The sequence below is a fragment of the Sphingobacterium litopenaei genome (assembly GCF_014692495.1).
GTDB classification, from domain to species: domain Bacteria; phylum Bacteroidota; class Bacteroidia; order Sphingobacteriales; family Sphingobacteriaceae; genus Sphingobacterium; species Sphingobacterium litopenaei.
Map to the genome: position 1 here is coordinate 47905 of NZ_JACOIJ010000005.1, position 17691 is coordinate 65595.

A 17691-nucleotide genomic window follows, 5' to 3' on the forward strand; every position below is an offset into this window, starting at 1 on the left:
TGAATACAATTAGAAAGTAAGATTAACACCAAAAGAATAAACCTTGCTTAATGGATACATTTTGCCCGTTCCTGAACCGCCAGCTAGCGTTTCTGGATCAAACATTTTCACCAATTTGGTAAATGTTAATAGATTTTCTCCACTGCCAAAAACGGACAATCTATTGATTCCAATGCGCTTACTCACCTCATTCGGCACACTATACTGTAAAGTCAAATTCTTTAGGCGTATGAATGAAGCATTTTGAACGTATCTACTTGAAGGCGACTGCGTTTTATTCGTATACGAACTAATAGCACCTACAGGAGAAGCATACGGATTAGGGAAATACGCATCTGGATTTTCTGGCGTGTAGTAATCTAAATGCTGTTGGAATACGGTAACTTGAGCAAGTGAGCCTGATCCCCAAAAATAAGCATCTAATGCTGCAGGCAAATAATTTTGTTTTCCAACCCCTTGCCATAGCATATTCATAGACCAATCTTTCCAAGTCAATCCACCCGAAATACTAAAATTATAACGTGGACTGCTGTTACCGATGATACTGTAATCCCCCATATCGCCCAATCGATTAGCACCAATATCAATCTTACCATCACCATTGATATCCTCATATTTGACATCACCTACTACCCAATCTCTTGCCGAAAGGTAACTACGGTTTAATTGATTGTATGCATTTGCTTCCTCCTCAGTCTTCAACAAGCCATGTGCGGTATATCCCCATATTTCACCAACTTCTTTTCCTTCATACCAAGCGCCTCCAGGATTGAAGTTTGTTGGATTTTGATATTTCGTAACAATAGATTTATAATCTGTAAGCATCATACCTACATCATAGCTCCAATCGTCATTGATTCTATCTCTCCATTTTAGAGAAATTTCCCATCCTCGAGTTTGCAAATCTGCATTATTCGTTTGCGGTGCGGTAGCACCAAACATATCAGCTACATCTCGCGATGGACCTAACATATCTCTGGTATTTCTTTGATACCACTCCAACGTACCCGATAATCGTTGATTTAACATGGTAAAGTCAGCACCGATATTCATACTTTGCACTTTTTCCCATGTAATTAATGGATTAAATGCTGCTGGAGCCTGAATATAGCTTTCACGGTCATTACCAAAATAATAGCGGCCGCCAGTTCCTGGACCAGGAATAATAATATTCATGCTTTCTAAGTAAGCATACATGTTTGCTCCTGCTTGATTACCAAGGTTACCGTAAGATCCTCTAATTTTTAGTTGATCGATCCAAGACACATTATCTTTGAAGAAATCCTCTTCGCTAATATTATATCCTGCAGATATCGACGGAAAGAATCCCCATCTCTGTGACGCTGCAAATCGAGAAGAACCATCGTAACGACCATTTACTTCTAAAAGATATTTATTCGCGAAATTATAATTCACACGCGCAAAAAAACCACGTGTAGCCCAGTGATTACGAGCTTCATTAGAGGACTTTGTACCCGTTGCCAAATCTGTACCTGGTCTATCAAAACTAATTAATTCAGTCGCTGATGACGTCAACTCTTTGTACTGCATGTACTCTTGTTGAAAACCCGCCGTTAAGTCAATTTGATGTTTATCAAATTGTATTTTATAATTCGTGTAAATATTTGGCGTAATATAATTTTGCTCCGACATCGTGCGGGAGAAACTACCCGTAAGTGGGATATTATATTCTGATCTATTTACAGAAATAGGTGTGCCATCAATACCATAGATTGTACCAGGCAGTTTTAAAGTGCTTCCATCGTAATTGCTTCTTCTAAAATTCAGATCAGCAAAAACTTTCCAATTTTTCAAGGGAGTAATCTCTAAACCACCTAAAAGAACTAAAGTTCCATTATTAGTCTTGCCTTCTGATCCAGATTGGAGGTAAGGAATCATTGATTGTTCATTCCAATTACCATAAAAATCATAGGGCGATACATTTGGACGCATGCGTGCCAAATTGTGAAAGAACATATCTTCGTAACCCGCTAATGGAGTTTTATTCGCATTTTGCGTATACTTTACATTTGATTTCACCTTGATGAAATCAGTCAATTGTGAATTTACTGACACATTAAAATTATAACGGTTATAATTGATGTCAGCATAACGCAATGATCCGCCTTCATCATAGAGACCACCCGAAACAAAGAATTGAGTTCCTTCATTCCCTCCACTTAGATTAACATTATAATTCTGACGCATCGCATAAGGTTTGTAGTGTAAGTCAAACCAATTTGTATTTGCTACACCATTCGCAGAATTCTCCCAACTTCCATATGTGTTGTTTGAAACCTCAGGAAATATTGAAACAGATGTGGGGTCGTTTATATATTGTTGCAATAAAGCGATTTTCTCTTCTGAATATTGTCTAGTACCCAACGCATTGAAAGTTGCCTCATTGAAATAATTGGCAAACTCTACCGAATTAACCATATCAGGCAATCGAATGGGAGTTGTAAAGCCGGTATTACTTGTAAAGTTTATCTGTTTTCTTCCTGCTTTTCCAGATTTTGTGGTTACTAATATTACACCATATGCTGCACGAGAACCATATATTGCACCTGCAGAAGCATCTTTAAGTACAGAGATATTCTCAATATCACTAGGATTTACATCAGCTAACGACATTTCCAATCCATCCACAAGAACATAAGGTTGGTCCGAACCACTAAGGTTTCCTGTACCTCTCACATTTAGTTTGAAAGATTGCCCCGGCTTAGTCGCGCCATTTACACTTACGTTTAGTCCTGGCATAGCGCCTTGTAAACTTTGTGTAGCATTCACTACCGGTCTATTTTCCAATTCACTCCCCGAAATTGTACTTACAGATCCAGTTAGATTAATTCTTTTTTGTGTACCATAACCTACTACCACAACTTCATCCAATTGCGCTAAATCTTCTTCTAATACAATTTGCATCAAGCCTTGCTCAGCCGGCAATTCTTTAGCTAAAAATCCAACTGAAGAAAAGTTTAAAACAATATTAGATCCTGTTGTTTCTAACGCGAATTTTCCTTCAGCATCGGTCAAAGTAGATTTTGTGCCGTTAACTTGCTTTACAGAAACATTGGACAATGGATTGTTATTTTTGTCCCTCACAATACCTGTAACTACAGTAGTCTGAACGGCTTTTGAAGCTTTAATAACCGCACGATCATTACTGATATATTCTATCTGCAACGAATTTTTGGATAAAATCGGTAATAGGAATTCTTTCCATTTTTTTCTTTCAACTGCGATATTTTCAATGCGGACATTTTTTACAGCATCCTCATTGTATATAAAAGCAACATCGGTCTGCTTTTCTATATCAGTCAAAATATTTTTAAGTTTTGCTTCCCTATATTTTAGGGTAACATAATCCTGAGCAAATGATTCATTTGCCATTAGATTAGCTGCGAAGGCAGTAATAAATACTACAATTAATTTAAGCATTATTAGGCACTTAAAGTAATAAGCAATAGGCACATGTGTATAAGCATGTGAGTTTTTTTTCATAATTTTAGATTTTCAATTAATCAATTGAGTATCACACTTTCCTAGGGCTTGATACTCTTGGTTAACACATTTTAGGGTAGTGACTACATAGTAGTCCTACCCTTTTTTCATCATTTACTTTTTCATTTAATGGATGTATATGGTATCATTTTTCAGTTGGTAGTTTATTTTCAAATTTGTTTTTTTCAGAATATCTAAAACCTGCGTACATTCTTTCTCTTGAAATGTTCCTGAAAAAGATAAATCGCGCAATTCATCTTTTTGAATAATGATTTCTTTATTATACCAACGCCCAAGTTTTACAGCAATCTCAGAAAGAGTCAGGTTATTAAAGACCAATTTATTATCAACCCAAAGCATGTCAGAAACCTTATCATCCTTCACGTCCGCCTTTGTATAACTCACAGCTTCTTTCAGGATTAATTCTTTTAGACTTAGATCTGCTGCGTTTTTTTCAATATTTGCTTTTGAAATTCTTACTTGATCTCCAGGGTTCATAATAATCTCTTTGGTATGATTTCCTCCTTCAATCTTTAGCGATACTTTACCTTCGATAAGCGAGGTCGTCGTCGCACCACTCTCTGGGTAAGCGCTCAGATTAAAAACAGTTCCAATTACTTTTACTTCAGTATCTTTTGTGTGAATGAGAAGCGGAAGTTTCGGGTTTTTAGCGACAGAAAAGTAACCTTCTCCTTTGAGTTCCATTCTTCGGTGTTCTTCACCGTATCCTTTTAAAACTTTAAGTTCACTTTCATTATTAAGCCAAACCTCTGTACCGTCTTTCAATGTTAAAAATTTCCTCTCTCCGCGATTGGTTGATATATATTGCCAATCATCATTTGCAGATTCGGATACGTAATAGAAATAATAAATGCTTGAAAAAGCCACAATAACTATTGCAGCAGCAATACTTGCTATTTTATATAAACGACTAGAATTTATGATTTTGGATGGTGCAGGTATAATTGTTTCTTCCTGAATTAAATCATTGGGTTTGGTTTTTTCATAAACAATTTCTGCTTCCAGTAAATCGGATGTATCCACTGATGATGTCAAATATTTGATGAAGCTTAATCTTACTATATCACCTTCAGAAAGCCGCATAAGTTCCTCACTTTCAGCCTTTGTGATATCCCCATGCAACAGTTTATTTATTAAAAAAAGATAATGTTCTTCCGTATTTGACATATTTATATTTGCGTTCTAAGTATATAGACACATCATAAAGTCAAATCCCCCATAGGATTATTAATTTTTTCAATAATTCTACGACTTTAAAAAGTTGAAAAGTTTTTTGACCGCATTTTGGATATGGCGATCAACAGTTTTAGGTGAGATATTCATGCTTTCAGCTGCTTCCTTATAAGTCATTTTCTCTTCTTTTACTAAAAGAAAAGCTTGTTTGGTTTTTTCAGGCAACTCTGAAATAGCCTGTTGTATTCTTGCTACAGCTTGCGATTCTATCATCAATTTTTCAGGATTCAATGAGTTATCCGCATAATCAAGTAAATCTTGATTTTCCACAAATATTGGCTTTCGCACTCGCATCATATTCAAGCATTTGTTTTTAATACTTTTAAGAATGTATTGCTCAACATTAGCGACATGCATTAAATCCTCTCCCAGATGCCAAATTTTCCAAATTATTTCGGATGCAACATCTTCGGCTAAGAATCTATCGTTGAGAATGCCAAAAGCATATTTTTCATACACTTTATAATTTTTGATAAAATAAGATTTAAAAATGGCCTCATCTCGCTTCAAAGCAATTTTTGATTTATTCTCAGAAGATAAGGTGGTCAGAATCATAATTTAATAAATGATTCAGCAATATACAAATATTATGTCCTACATAACAAATGTTATAAAAAAAAAGGAAACACCTAAAATTAGGTATCTCCTTTTCAATTTCTTTCATCTTATAACTTAATCTCTTCATCTTTCTGATTGAAGAAATGAAATTCTGTCAAGTAATAGGATTGAATAGATTTTACTTTAATCCATTTACCGTATTTAAAGAACCACTTCAATCTACGAGAAATCAATCCAGACGTAATGTAGGCGCCTATGTAAGGATGTACACATAATGTTACTCCTTTTTCGTTTTGTTCCTCTAGGATAAAACTTAAGTTATTCTCTATATCGTCAAGCAATACAATACTTGATCTTATTTCACCCGTACCATCACAAGCCGGACATTTTTCATTAGTCACGACGCTCATTTCTGGACGCACACGCTGACGTGTGATTTGAACCAAACCAAATTTACTTGGTGGCAATATAGTATGACGAGCTCTGTCCTCGCCCATACATTCTTTCAGGTAAGTATACAGATCTTTACGATTCTGTGGCTTGTGCATATCAATAAAATCGATGACCACAATACCACCCATATCGCGTAAACGCAGTTGACGAGCGATTTCTCGTGCTGCTTCTTTGTTTACTAAGAGCGCATTATCTTCCTGATTTTCTTTACTAGCAATTCGGTTACCACTATTTACATCTATGACGTGCAAAGCTTCTGTATGCTCGACAACAAGGTATGCACCTCCCTGTAAATTAACCGTTTTGCCGAAAGACGCCTTAATTTGTTTTTCAACTCCAAAATGGTCAAAAATAGGCTCTTTGTGTTTGTACAATTTGACTATTTTTTCCAATTCTGGTGAGATCTCCTGTACATATGATTTTACTTCCTCATATATAGAAGAGTCATTGACATGAATATGCGTAAACTCATCCGTCAAAATATCTCGTAGAATGGTAGAAGCTCTATCCATCTCCCCTAAAATCTTTTGAGGAGGCTCTACATTTTTAAGGCGTTTGGTAAATAATTCCCATTTCGCAATCAAGTCCAAAAGGTCTTTTTGAAGTTCTTCAACTCCTTTACCTTCCGATACGGTACGAATAATAACACCAAAATTTGCTGGCTTAATACTCTCCACGATCTTCTTGAGACGTGTACGCTCGGCACTAGCTTTGATTTTTTTGGAAATGGAAACCGAACTTGAAAAAGGTACTAATACCACAAATCTACCTGCAATTGACAGATCGGAACTCAATCGAGGTCCTTTTGTTGATATTGGCTCTTTAGCAATCTGTACCGGTATCAGAACATTACGGTTAAGTACGTCTGATATTTTGCCGGCTTTATCGATATCCTTTTCAAGTTTCAGACTATTCAGCAGATTCTCTTGATAACTGCCATTCTTTACTACTCGCGTAAGCTTAAGTAAGGACTGCACTTGAGGTCCTAAATCGAGATAATGCAAAAAAGCATCTTTGTCGTATCCTACATCTACGAATGCTGCATTCAGCCCTGGCATGATCTTCTTTATACGGCCGAGATAGATATCTCCCACCGAAAAATGACTGCCAGCCTGCTCTTTGTTTAGTTCGACAAGCTGCTTATCCTGTAGTAAAGCAATAGTCACTCCGTTCTCAGGAGTCGAATCGATAATTAATTCCTTTACCAACAGCTACTCAAATTTTGGGATATTGACACCTCGCGCATCAATATTAACTCCCTATGAAACATAAAAAACTTGTTTAATGAAAAAATACAATCTATGAATATAACCTAGGTTTTTCATAGATTGTATAATGTCTTTTTGAGATTGAATAAATCTTATAAGACTACCAACAAGAACTATTTTTTCTTGTGTCTATTTTTTCTTAAACGTTTTTTACGCTTGTGAGTAGCCATTTTGTGTCTTTTTCTTTTTTTTCCGCTTGGCATAGCTTTAATGTTTTTAAATAATGTTAAAAAATTCTGTTAATTATTATTTACTCAATTCTTCTATCTGACGATCAATGTATTGAGATAGGGTCGGATCAGCAGCTAACTCTTTGCTCTTTGTATAAGCAGCGATAGCTTCTGACTTTTGACCAATTTTTTCGTAAGCTGTTGCTAAATAGAAATACGATTCAGCGTCAGCCTTTATTTCTATGACGGTCTTAAAACGGTCGATCGCACGATCAAACTGTCCAGACTGCATTGAAAACAAACCTAAAGTTTTATTAGCGTCTAAGTTTTTCGGATCGGCTTGCACCACTTCACGCAATAAAGCGATACCTGCCATTGGATTATTAGAACCTGTTACCAATGAAGCACCAAGACCAGTCTTAGCCGCTAAATTGTTAGCATCAATATCCACCGCTTTCTGATAAGATTCAATAGCCAATTTGTTCAACGCAGATGCTAATGCAGTATCTTGTTGATTGGTATATCCCTCACGGAAAGCATCTCCCGACTTCACCCAATAGTCCAATTTTGGTGTCACCTCGGCCATCTCTTTGTAGATGAACCCTTGCGGAATAGGTTTCGCCAAATCCTCCCACTTAGAAGCTAATGACTGCAACAAAGAAACTTTCTCTTCTCCCTCTGCTTTCTCTACTTGACCTTCTAAAGCCGAAATTTCTTCAGCGATAGCGGTATTGATTCCTTGTTTTGCTAATTCAGAAACACTTTTCAATGTATACATTGAAGATGATTCGTCGGCAGCCGCAGTAGTGTTTTGCTCTTGCTTATCTACCAAACCCTTAATAGGCTGCGCTAACAAGGCACCTATCATCACCACCACGATTACGATTACAACAATTTGTTTGGTATTAAGCATAAAGCGAATTTAAATTATTTTTTTACTTTATTACCATTTTTTACTTTTTCTACAAAAACTTTTGCAGGTTTAAAGCTAGGCACGAAGTGCTCTGGGATAATAATAGCTGTGTTTTTTGATATATTACGTGCAGTTTTCTCCGCTCTTTTCTTTACCACGAAACTTCCAAAACCTCTAACATACACGTTCTCACCTTCAATCATCGCATTTTTTACAACCTTGAAGAACGCTTCAACCGTTTCTTGTACATCAACCTTCTCTAGACCAGTCTTGGTAGAGATTTCTGCAATAATTTCTGCTTTAGTCATATCTAATAATCTGTAATAATTTATTTCTCCACTACCCACATTTGGGGATGCAAAATTATCGTTTTTTCATGATGTTTAAAAATATTTTGAAGTATTTATCAAACATATTTTTTTCATAATCAAACGTTTAAGCATATTACCTATCTCTACCGTATTCAAAATAGTCTGCAAATCTACAATTATTTAGTTGATTTTCAAACTATTATTAAACATGACTCTGTAAAACCTCTGTTAGCTTTTGTATATCATTTTCGCTGTGTAAAGCCGAAATTACGATTCTATTTAGAAGCGCACTTGTCGGTAAAGGGTAGGGAAAACTGGAAATAAGTATATCATTTTGATATAAATGGCGATATAAATTCGAATTGATTGAAGTAAAAACCGGAAAATCTGAGACATGATTTATTCCCCAGCTCGGCTTTAAGTAAGAAGATAGAAGTCGGATATTCTGTTGAAGTTTATCGAAAGCTTCATTATAAATTGCTTGACTTTTTACTAAAGCATAAATAAAAGCCGGACTACTTGGCGAAGCCCCCATAAAAATTGGGCATTGCTTTATTTTAGCAATTACCTCCTTATCGCCTAAGACCAACCCTGCATCGGTTCCTAATCCTTTAGCCAAAGAAGCCACGACAACCACATCAATATGTGTACAAGCGGATAAAGCCAATATATTAGCCGAAATCGAATCTTTATTAACAACGCCTAAACCATGCGAATCATCTAAAATTAATATAACCTTCTTAGAGTGCTTGATATTTTTAAGAGGGCTGAAATCGTATAACTCTGGTTTCAGATTGTCTATTGCATTTGCAATTATCACAAAGTTTTCTTCAGATGAATCATTAATCTCCTTTACGACTGAAGTAATCCATTCACTAAAGTCTTCTGCCAACACATTTGGCTTGTCCGCAATCCATAAAGCCGGATGGGAATTTGGAGCATAATAGATTTTTCCATTCAAAGCCAAGCTTTTCACAGTCGCTTGCGCAGCCAAATATCCGCTGGAAAAGAGAGCCGTATCAGCATATCCAAATCGGGCAGCCAATACCGCTTCTGCCTCATCATATATTCCTAATTGTACGTTATTAGATCGAGAAGTCCCATTATTTAATCCATACAGTTGAATTCCTTCTTTTACCAAGAGTTGGTATTCGGGATTTACCAAAAAGCCTAAATATGCGGTGCCACCAAAAAATAAGTATTCCCTCTGGTCCATGGCAATGATACGACCTGTTGGCTGATGTAGATGTCTAAATGAATTCATCATAGGTTCAATTTGCAAGCAAATGTAGTCATTCAGAAAAATTAAGACTAATACAAATGATAATTCAACGGAAGACTCAATCCCAAACTGAAATTAAAGCCTTTGATAGGTGGAAGATTATCCTTTTGCTTTAATTCAAAACCATATCCTGCACCGACCTCAACGATATTGAATAAGCCAACACCGACTTTTGGAGATATAGTATAAGGAGTAATTTCAGTTTTGATAAAAGGCCAAACTCCCTTTGCACTTAAATAGTACGTAATGCCCAGTTCGGGAATTAAATACGCTTTTTTATGCTCGAAAGTTAAGTTCGCCCCAGCATCAAACCTTATATAATTAGCATATCCTATATCTGTTAATCCCCAGAAGGAAGCCTTTAAAAAACTTTTCTCTTGATATTGATACCCTAATGAAGGTCCAACTATCCAATTGGATTTTTTCACTTGCTGTGCATAACTAATATTAGATAGTATTAAAAAGATAAAAATCCAGAATATTCTCATGTCATTAATTTTATTTACCAATTGTAAAGATAACTTAAATATGAATGCCTATAGATTTTGTTTAAAACAGATATCACCACAAAAATTAAACACACTATTACATTATTTTTTTAAAAAACATGTAATCAATTGTCGTAGTTTAAAAATATCTTCGTAATATTACTTTATGTGTAATTATTATCCCACAATAATTGCACCCAAATTATAAACTATCTTATGAAAAAAAGTAAACCGATCAAAACCCCATGGAAGAGGAATGTCATGCGTTCTCCTCAATTTCGTAGATGCTCAGTAATAGCTGTATTATTATGTAATACTATTATTGCTCATGCAATCGATTCCGAGACAGTAGGTCGATCAGCCAGCATATTGTTCCAACAAAGTAAGATTTACACAGGTACTGTTAAAGATGTTAGTGGAAACATATTGCAAGGTGTATCAATCTCCCTAAAAGATCAAAAAAATGCATTAACCTCAACTGACATTAATGGTCGATTCGTTGTCGAAGTCGAAGCAAAATCCATCCTAGTTTTTAAACTGGTGGGCTATACCCCAGTTGAAGTTCCACTTGATGGAATTCAGAATAATATAAGTGTAACCCTGACTGAAGATTCTCAAGGAATAGACGAAGTGGTTGTAGTAGGATTTGGAACGCAAAAAAAAGAGAGTAATGTTGGATCACAATCTACAATCAAACGCGCTGAATTAAAAGTGCCCGTTGCCAATTTGTCTACAGCAATAGCGGGACGTCTGGCAGGTGTAGTAGCAACACAACGCAGCGGAGGACCAGGAAGTGATGGGGCTAACCTATTTGTACGTGGTGTAGCAACTTTTGCTAGTTCTCCACAAACTCCTTTACTCATAGTTGATGGTGTTCCAGATCGAGATATTAACAACATTGATCCCGAAGATATTGAGAGTTTCACAATACTAAAAGACGCAACAGCAACAGCAGTATACGGTACTAGAGGAGCTAACGGTGTAATCATTATCAATACACGTAAAGGTAAAGCTGGCAAACCATCAATATCCGCAGAAGTACAACAAGGGATTACTGGATTTACCTATTTACCTGAATTTGTAGATGGTCCTACTTTTATGGAATTATTTAATGAGGGCCTGACTATGCGTGGTAAAAACGCGTTTTATGATGAGGAAAGAATAGAAAAACACAGAACAGGAGAAGATCCAGATTTATATCCTAATGTGAATTGGTATGAGGTTCTTTTCAATGACAACGCGACCAATAACCGTGTAAACGTAAATATAACTGGTGGAGCAGATGTAGCCAATTACTATTTGTCTTTAGGCTATTACAATGAGACTGGTCAATTTAAAACTGAAGATATTGATACCTATAACTCTGCGTTAAAAGAGGATAGATTTAATTTTACCAGTAATTTGACTGTAAACATCACACCAAGGACAAAACTTGATTTTGGATTAAATGGCTATTTGAAAAATTACAATGAACCTGCACGTGGTAGAAACAGCATTTTTGCGCTAGCTACTGAGGCATCCCCACATATTATTCCTGTTCAGTATTCTGACGGATCATGGTCTTTTGTTAGAGGGGCTTCCGAAAATCCTTATAAAGCTTTGACACAGTCTGGTATTAACAATAGATATGATAATGTCGTAAGATCAAATCTAAGGCTTACTCAGAATCTTGATATGATAACCAATGGTCTAAGCACAAGCGGACTATTTGCATTTGATGTTTTTGGACAAACAATACTATCTAGAAGTAGGAACTTACCTTCTTATTTTGCCGAAGGAAGAGATACGGAAGGGAATCTAATATTAACCAACACTGGAACAGGATCACCTGACTTAAGCTTTAGTTTAAATAGGTCATCAACTAGACGACTGTATGCAGAGGCATCCTTAAATTACAATCGTGAATTTGGCTTACACGACGTTGGTGGCTTATTACTTTTCAATCAGTCAGACTTTTCAGACGCGGGTTCAGGTGTCAACTCATACCAAGCTGCTATACCTTACCGAAATCGAAATCTAGTAGGAAGAGCCACATACGCTTACGACAGAAAATATCTATTTGAAAGCAACTTCTCTTATTCTGGCTCGGACAACTTCACACCAAACAATCGATTTGGCTTATTTTCTTCCTTAGGACTTGGATGGGTTGTTTCTAACGAAGGCTTCTTTGAATCCGCAAAAGATTATATCCAACATTTAAAACTAAGATATTCTTACGGTACTTCCGGAAATTCTAATACCTCTGATCGCTTTCTATACTTAACTCGATACAGTCAGTCAGGAGGTTCGTATAATTTTGGTACTCCTGGTTCTCAAAGAGGGTACACAGGATATATAGAGTCACTATTACGTGGTGATGTAACATGGGAAACATCATATAGACATAATGTTGGAGTTGAGTTAAATATTTTCGACAATAATTTACAAATTATAGCAGAACTCTTTAAAGAAGACCGAAAAGGTATTCTAATGCCTGGAGATAACATTCCATTTGTATCTGGATTCCATGCAGGAAATATACCCTACAAAAATATTGGAGAAACGGCAAATAAGGGTATTGATTTAACATTGGAATATAATAAACATATGTCCAATGGATTCTTCATGGCACGCGGAACAATGAACTACAACACAAACAGGGTGGTAATGGACAACAAACCACCTTGGGCTTTTCCATACTTAGATCGTGAGGGACATCGTATTTCACAACGATTCGGATATATAGACCAAGGACTTTTTAAGTCAGAAGAAGAGATTGCGAATTCGGCTACCCAAGCAGGAGATGTTCGTGTAGGTGATATTCGATACAAAGATTTGAATGGTGATGGTATTATCAATTCGAACGATCAGACAGCTATTGGATATGGATCTACACCATTATTAACCTATGGTATCACGCTTGGAGGAGGCTACAAGGGTTTTGACTTAAGTCTATTTTTCCAGGGATCCGGAATGGTTGATTTGAACTATTCAAGTGGACACGCGGTTACGCCTTTTTCCCAAGGTGCGACTTTCGGTAATATGTATACTAATTTGTTGGATCGTTGGGATTCAAATAATCCGGACAAAAAAACTCTTTACCCAAGATTATCCACAAACGAAACTGTCACTACAAACTACTATACTAGCACCTGGTGGTTAAAAAGATCTGATTTTATACGTCTTAAACAGGCAGAATTTGGCTATAACTTTGAAAATAAATCATGGTTATCTCGCGTGGGTGTTGCAAAGATGCGAATTTATGCAAATGGAACTAACTTATTTACCATTTCTCGATGGGACTTTTGGGATCCAGAGTTGGGTGACGGAAGGGGAACTGCATATCCAATAACAAGGGTATACAATATCGGATTAAGATTGAACTTTAAATAAGATTACTATGAAATTTAATTATAAAAAAATAACGTTTGCCTTACTGTTGGGAATTGCTACAATAACACATAATAGCTGTAACGATAAATTTTTTGATGCCCAACCAGACAATTTATTAAATATTGAAACTATTTTTTCAAATCGTGCGCAAACTGAGAATTATTGGGGAGGACTATATGCACGTATTCCTGACATTTGGGATCAACCGTATGCTTTTTACTTTTCATCAATTACAGATGAGATGGATATTTCAAACTGGCAAGAATTCGCACAAAATTCAGGCGCACTTTCTGCCGACAATGTAAACACCTCATATGTAGATTATTATAATAAAATAAGGCAATGCCAGATTTTTATTGATAATGTTGATAAATGTGATGAATTATTAATAACTGAAAATGGTCCTACCATAGTAAAGCAGTATAAAGCTGAAGCAAAATTCTTACGCGCCTATTATTATTGGTTAGTAATGAAAATGCATGGACCTGCAGTGTTGCTACCCATGAATGTAGATGAAGCAGGTGCTGATAATTATCAAATTCCAAGAAGCTCTTGGGATGAGTGTGTAACGTTTGTACTCGACTTAATTAACGAAGCATTAATTGATTTGCCAGTAGAACATTACCAGCAAAACACCTCTACACCTGATGGCTCTCAATTAGGACGTATAAATAAAATGGTAGCTGAGGCATTAAAATCTGAAATTACACTATTTCATGCTAGTCCATTGTATAATGGGAATACAGATTTAGCCAATTGGAAAAATCTTGATGGTAAACAATTAATTAATCAATCATACGACGCTAGTAAATGGAAAGCTGCAGCAACACAAGCAAAGGTTGCTATTGATTTAGCATTGGCTAATGGTAAAGATTTATTTGTGAGAAATGGCAACAGTACTTTTGAAACAGGATTTCTTTCTACACGAGATTTATTCTGGGATGGTTATCAAAAAGAGGGAATATGGATAAGGCCAAGTACTCAAAGAGAACAGTGGGAGAGACATGCTTCGCCAAGGGCTGTTGTAGGTACACCATATAATGGTTTAGCAGTACCACAAGAATTAGTTGATGATTTTAGAATGGCCGATGGTAGTACGATAAGTCAGAGTGCAACTTATAATGAAAACACATACGTAAATGCAAATACAGATTATTACGTATCTGGCACAAATACAATGTACACCAATAGGGAGCCTCGCTTTTATGCATATATTACCTTCAATGGATCCAAAATCCCAGGTGTTGCAAAATCTGGTATGAATCGCGTAGAATATTATTCAACAGGAAATTCAGGAAAAAATGGCGCTCCTCGTGACTGGCCAAAGACTGGTTACACTGCTAGAAAAAATATTCATCCAGGATATGGATTTAATCCATCTACTACTACAAATAGGGTTGCTATGTTAATCAGACTATCTGAGCTTTACTTAAATTATGCGGAAGCATTGAATGAGGCAGAGCCAAATAATCCAGATATATTAATTTACCTTAATAAGATACGTAACCGAGCAGGATTACCGTCTTTAGCCTCTGGTTTATCTCAAGCTCAGATGCGCGAGCACATAAGAATGGAGCGTCGTATCGAATTATGTTTTGAGGGTAAGAGATATTTTGATGTTAGGCGATGGAAAGTAGCAGATCAAGAGGGGTATTATCAAGGAGGAATCATTACTGGAATGGACATGTCAAAAGGGACACATCTAAGCGATCCAGCATTTCATCAACGTGTCGTGGCTGTAGAAAGAGCAGACTGGAACGATAAGAATTATTTTATGCCTTGGCATCAAATGGAAATTGATCGAAACAAAGCTTTAGTCCAAATTCCTGGTTATTAATTTAAAAATCATGAAAAAAATAAATATATCATTACTTATCATCTATGTAAGTTTCACCGCTTTGTTTTCGTGCAAAGAAAGCGTTCCAACATATGAACAATTAAATGATACGCGTGAGCAAGCATGGTTAAGTGTACAGAAGGCAGCAAACGGTCAACAAGATTTAATTTTGTTTCCTCAAGTTGAGGAACGAAAAGATGTATTCAGAGTAAATTATGGTGGTGTCGGATATCCTGCTGAAGATTTGAAGATTACAATTTCACAAGATCAAAAAGCATTAGATAGCTTAAATAAAATTAGACAAAACAGAGGTTTACAACCACTACTCCCTTTTCCTGCTGATGCGTTTTCGCTTGACATATCCAGCACAGATATTAAGTCAGGAACGACCAGCTCTGAATTTATAACTTTAACGTATAAACCTGAAAAGTTTGACCTAACAAAGGAATATATGCTTGCTCTCACAGCGAGTAATAGTCAAGGTTATAAATTTAGGGAGGGCAATAGCACTATTTTTTATTATGCAGCAGTTGTTGAAAGACTAAAACCTAAAACTAAGTGGACTGCCAAGGTTTCAACAATTCACACAGGAGAATCAATTGGTATACCTGGTGCAATAATAGACGGCAATATAAATACGTTTTGGCATACTCCATATGGTGGTGGTTCACCAAATTATCCACATTGGGCTGAGATTGACTTTGGGGAAGAAGTATATGCTACTAAAATAGGAATTACCAAAAGGCAAGCGAATTCCACAGGATTTAAAACTTTTGATATCTTAGGAAGTCAAGATGGTACGACTTGGATTACATTAGCTACCAATCAAGTTATGCAACAGTTCAATGACGAAATGCAAATATTCGAAATTACACCTCAATATTTGAAAAAAATCAAACTTGATCTAAAAGATTCATTTGGTGGCGAAAATTACACGCATTTAGCAGAAGTTGATGTGATAGGGTATTAATTTAAATAAAAATAACGCATTTTAGAGAGGTTAGAAAAATTGATTTCAACCTCTCTATTTATCTATAATCAATTGAAATTATATAATTGATTATATCTAAAAATCCAGAATATTTTCTTTTTATAAGGGTTTAAAAAGTAAGATAACAAAAAGGCACACGCTAACGTGTGCCCATTCCCATATTTTAAGTTTCTTTATAACATTCCATAACAATCAATATTAATGCCAATTATTTGCTGGCCATCTCTATCGGAAGCATAATGGTTTCATATTCTTCCATGGGATACTTTGCTTCAATCTGTGCAATAAGCAATTTAGCAGCTTTTTCGCCCATCTCTATTGCAGGTTGTTTTATAGCTGTAATAGGTGGATTAAAAATTTCGAATACTTTAGAATTTGTAAACCCTACGATTCGATGCGTTTTATTTTCTAAATCACCCAATCTATTTAATGCTTGTAAATATCCTGTAGTTAGCCTATCACCAGAAATAAAAATACCGTCATAACCATAGGACTCAAGTTCTTGCACAGCTCTCTCCATCTCACCTGCATCTGCTCCACCATGCGGACAATACCTCACAGCCTCCTCTTCAAAAGGAAAACCATTGGCTTTTAGTCCTTTTTTGAAACCATCTAGTCGTTCTCTATTGGTTGAAAGATTATGATTCCCTGTGATATGCGCTATTCTTCTGCACCCCTTTCTTACTAGATATTCTACAGCTTCTACACCGCCTTTTTTATTGTCAGCAATGACTTTATGCGCATCAAAAGTTTCCGGTACACGATCAAAAAAAACTAAAGGAAATCCACTTTTAACTAAATCTTCCAAATATTCAGTTTCATTTGATTCTGCAGAAAGCGTCATCAATAAACCATCAATGGAACGTTTGAATAAATGTTCAACCAACAGTTTTTCGCGCTTATTATTCTCATGTGATTGTGTAATTACAACCTGATAGTTTCTATCATATGCCACAGATTCAATACCTTCAATTACTTGAGAAAAAAAATTGTTGGAGATTTCGCTAACAATTACACCAATAGTATTACTTCGTCTTTCTTTTAGACTACGTGCAATGGGATTTACTTGAAAGTTTATCTTTTGCGCATAGGACAGCACCTTTTTCTTCGTCTCTTCACTAATTTCATAACTATCTCTTAACGCTCTAGAAACGGTAGAAGTAGATAAATTAAGCGCTTTAGCAATATCTTTTAAGGTATATTTTTGGAAAGACATAATAAGGTAATTTAGGTAAGTATACCTAAATTTTTTGAAAAGTAAAAGCAGGCGCAATGAATTAGATTCGTCAC

12 protein-coding genes are annotated in these 17691 nt (G+C 35.9%); 3 read left to right on the forward strand and 9 right to left on the reverse strand.

From position 1 onward, the window contains the following. Nucleotides 1–9 precede the first annotated feature (9 nt). The 8 genes from H8B04_RS04210 to H8B04_RS04245 form a co-directional block, all read right to left on the reverse strand. On the reverse strand, nucleotides 10–3441 hold the full coding sequence (locus tag H8B04_RS04210; protein ID WP_223815264.1) for a SusC/RagA family TonB-linked outer membrane protein: 3432 nt from the start codon (nucleotides 3439–3441) through the stop codon (nucleotides 10–12). A gap of 189 nt (nucleotides 3442–3630) precedes the next feature. Continuing rightward, complete coding sequence (locus H8B04_RS04215; protein ID WP_190301550.1) at nucleotides 3631–4692, reverse strand: FecR family protein; 1062 nt, start codon at nucleotides 4690–4692, stop codon at nucleotides 3631–3633. A gap of 78 nt (nucleotides 4693–4770) precedes the next feature. Next, nucleotides 4771–5313 carry a sigma-70 family RNA polymerase sigma factor gene (locus tag H8B04_RS04220; protein ID WP_190301551.1) on the reverse strand — a complete coding sequence of 181 codons (543 nt, stop codon included), beginning with the start codon at nucleotides 5311–5313 and terminating at the stop codon, nucleotides 4771–4773. Between the two features lie 110 nt (nucleotides 5314–5423). Next, nucleotides 5424–6977 (reverse strand): Rne/Rng family ribonuclease, encoded by a 1554-nt coding sequence (locus H8B04_RS04225; protein WP_190301552.1) that lies wholly within the window; start codon nucleotides 6975–6977, stop codon nucleotides 5424–5426. Nucleotides 6978–7283: 306 nt separating this feature from the next. Continuing rightward, on the reverse strand, nucleotides 7284–8120 hold the full coding sequence (locus tag H8B04_RS04230; protein WP_190301553.1) for a tetratricopeptide repeat protein: 837 nt from the start codon (nucleotides 8118–8120) through the stop codon (nucleotides 7284–7286). A gap of 14 nt (nucleotides 8121–8134) precedes the next feature. After that, nucleotides 8135–8428, reverse strand: a complete 294-nt coding sequence (locus H8B04_RS04235; protein ID WP_132777778.1) for an HU family DNA-binding protein — start codon at nucleotides 8426–8428, stop codon at nucleotides 8135–8137. Nucleotides 8429–8633: 205 nt separating this feature from the next. Then, nucleotides 8634–9698, reverse strand: coding sequence for an aminotransferase class I/II-fold pyridoxal phosphate-dependent enzyme (locus H8B04_RS04240; protein ID WP_223815265.1), 1065 nt, complete (start codon nucleotides 9696–9698; stop codon nucleotides 8634–8636). A 44-nt stretch (nucleotides 9699–9742) separates the two neighbouring features. Continuing rightward, the gene (locus H8B04_RS04245; protein WP_190301554.1) at nucleotides 9743–10201 is read right to left on the reverse strand and encodes a hypothetical protein; all 459 of its coding nucleotides are present in this window, start codon (nucleotides 10199–10201) and stop codon (nucleotides 9743–9745) included. Nucleotides 10202–10417: 216 nt separating this feature from the next. Between H8B04_RS04245 and H8B04_RS04250 the strand changes: the two genes are divergently transcribed. The 3 genes from H8B04_RS04250 to H8B04_RS04260 are packed head-to-tail and all read left to right on the forward strand — an operon-like array spanning nucleotide 10418 to nucleotide 16380. Next, nucleotides 10418–13573 (forward strand): SusC/RagA family TonB-linked outer membrane protein, encoded by a 3156-nt coding sequence (locus H8B04_RS04250; RefSeq protein ID WP_190301555.1) that lies wholly within the window; start codon nucleotides 10418–10420, stop codon nucleotides 13571–13573. A gap of 7 nt (nucleotides 13574–13580) precedes the next feature. Continuing rightward, nucleotides 13581–15410: a RagB/SusD family nutrient uptake outer membrane protein gene (locus H8B04_RS04255; protein ID WP_190301556.1), complete on the forward strand. Its 1830-nt coding sequence runs from the start codon at nucleotides 13581–13583 to the stop codon at nucleotides 15408–15410. A 10-nt stretch (nucleotides 15411–15420) separates the two neighbouring features. Beyond that, on the forward strand, nucleotides 15421–16380 hold the full coding sequence (locus H8B04_RS04260) for a discoidin domain-containing protein (protein WP_190301557.1): 960 nt from the start codon (nucleotides 15421–15423) through the stop codon (nucleotides 16378–16380). Between the two features lie 229 nt (nucleotides 16381–16609). Here the strand turns inward: H8B04_RS04260 and H8B04_RS04265 are convergent, their stop codons facing one another. Continuing rightward, the gene (locus H8B04_RS04265) at nucleotides 16610–17617 is read right to left on the reverse strand and encodes a LacI family DNA-binding transcriptional regulator (protein WP_190301558.1); all 1008 of its coding nucleotides are present in this window, start codon (nucleotides 17615–17617) and stop codon (nucleotides 16610–16612) included. Between the last annotated feature and the right edge of the window lie 74 nt (nucleotides 17618–17691).

Excerpts from the sequence above, each read along its gene's own strand:
- H8B04_RS04210 (WP_223815264.1), bottom strand. The coding sequence starts at position 3,441 with ATGCTTAAATTAATTGTAGTATTTATTACTGCCTTCGCAGCTAATCTA.
- H8B04_RS04215 (WP_190301550.1), bottom strand. The coding sequence starts at position 4,692 with ATGTCAAATACGGAAGAACATTATCTTTTTTTAATAAATAAACTGTTG.
- H8B04_RS04220 (WP_190301551.1), bottom strand. The coding sequence starts at position 5,313 with ATGATTCTGACCACCTTATCTTCTGAGAATAAATCAAAAATTGCTTTG.
- H8B04_RS04230 (WP_190301553.1), bottom strand. The coding sequence starts at position 8,120 with ATGCTTAATACCAAACAAATTGTTGTAATCGTAATCGTGGTGGTGATG.
- H8B04_RS04235 (WP_132777778.1), bottom strand. The coding sequence starts at position 8,428 with ATGACTAAAGCAGAAATTATTGCAGAAATCTCTACCAAGACTGGTCTA.
- H8B04_RS04240 (WP_223815265.1), bottom strand. The coding sequence starts at position 9,698 with ATGATGAATTCATTTAGACATCTACATCAGCCAACAGGTCGTATCATT.
- H8B04_RS04245 (WP_190301554.1), bottom strand. The coding sequence starts at position 10,201 with ATGAGAATATTCTGGATTTTTATCTTTTTAATACTATCTAATATTAGT.
- H8B04_RS04250 (WP_190301555.1), top strand. The coding sequence starts at position 10,418 with ATGAAAAAAAGTAAACCGATCAAAACCCCATGGAAGAGGAATGTCATG.
- H8B04_RS04255 (WP_190301556.1), top strand. The coding sequence starts at position 13,581 with ATGAAATTTAATTATAAAAAAATAACGTTTGCCTTACTGTTGGGAATT.
- H8B04_RS04260 (WP_190301557.1), top strand. The coding sequence starts at position 15,421 with ATGAAAAAAATAAATATATCATTACTTATCATCTATGTAAGTTTCACC.
- H8B04_RS04265 (WP_190301558.1), bottom strand. The coding sequence starts at position 17,617 with ATGTCTTTCCAAAAATATACCTTAAAAGATATTGCTAAAGCGCTTAAT.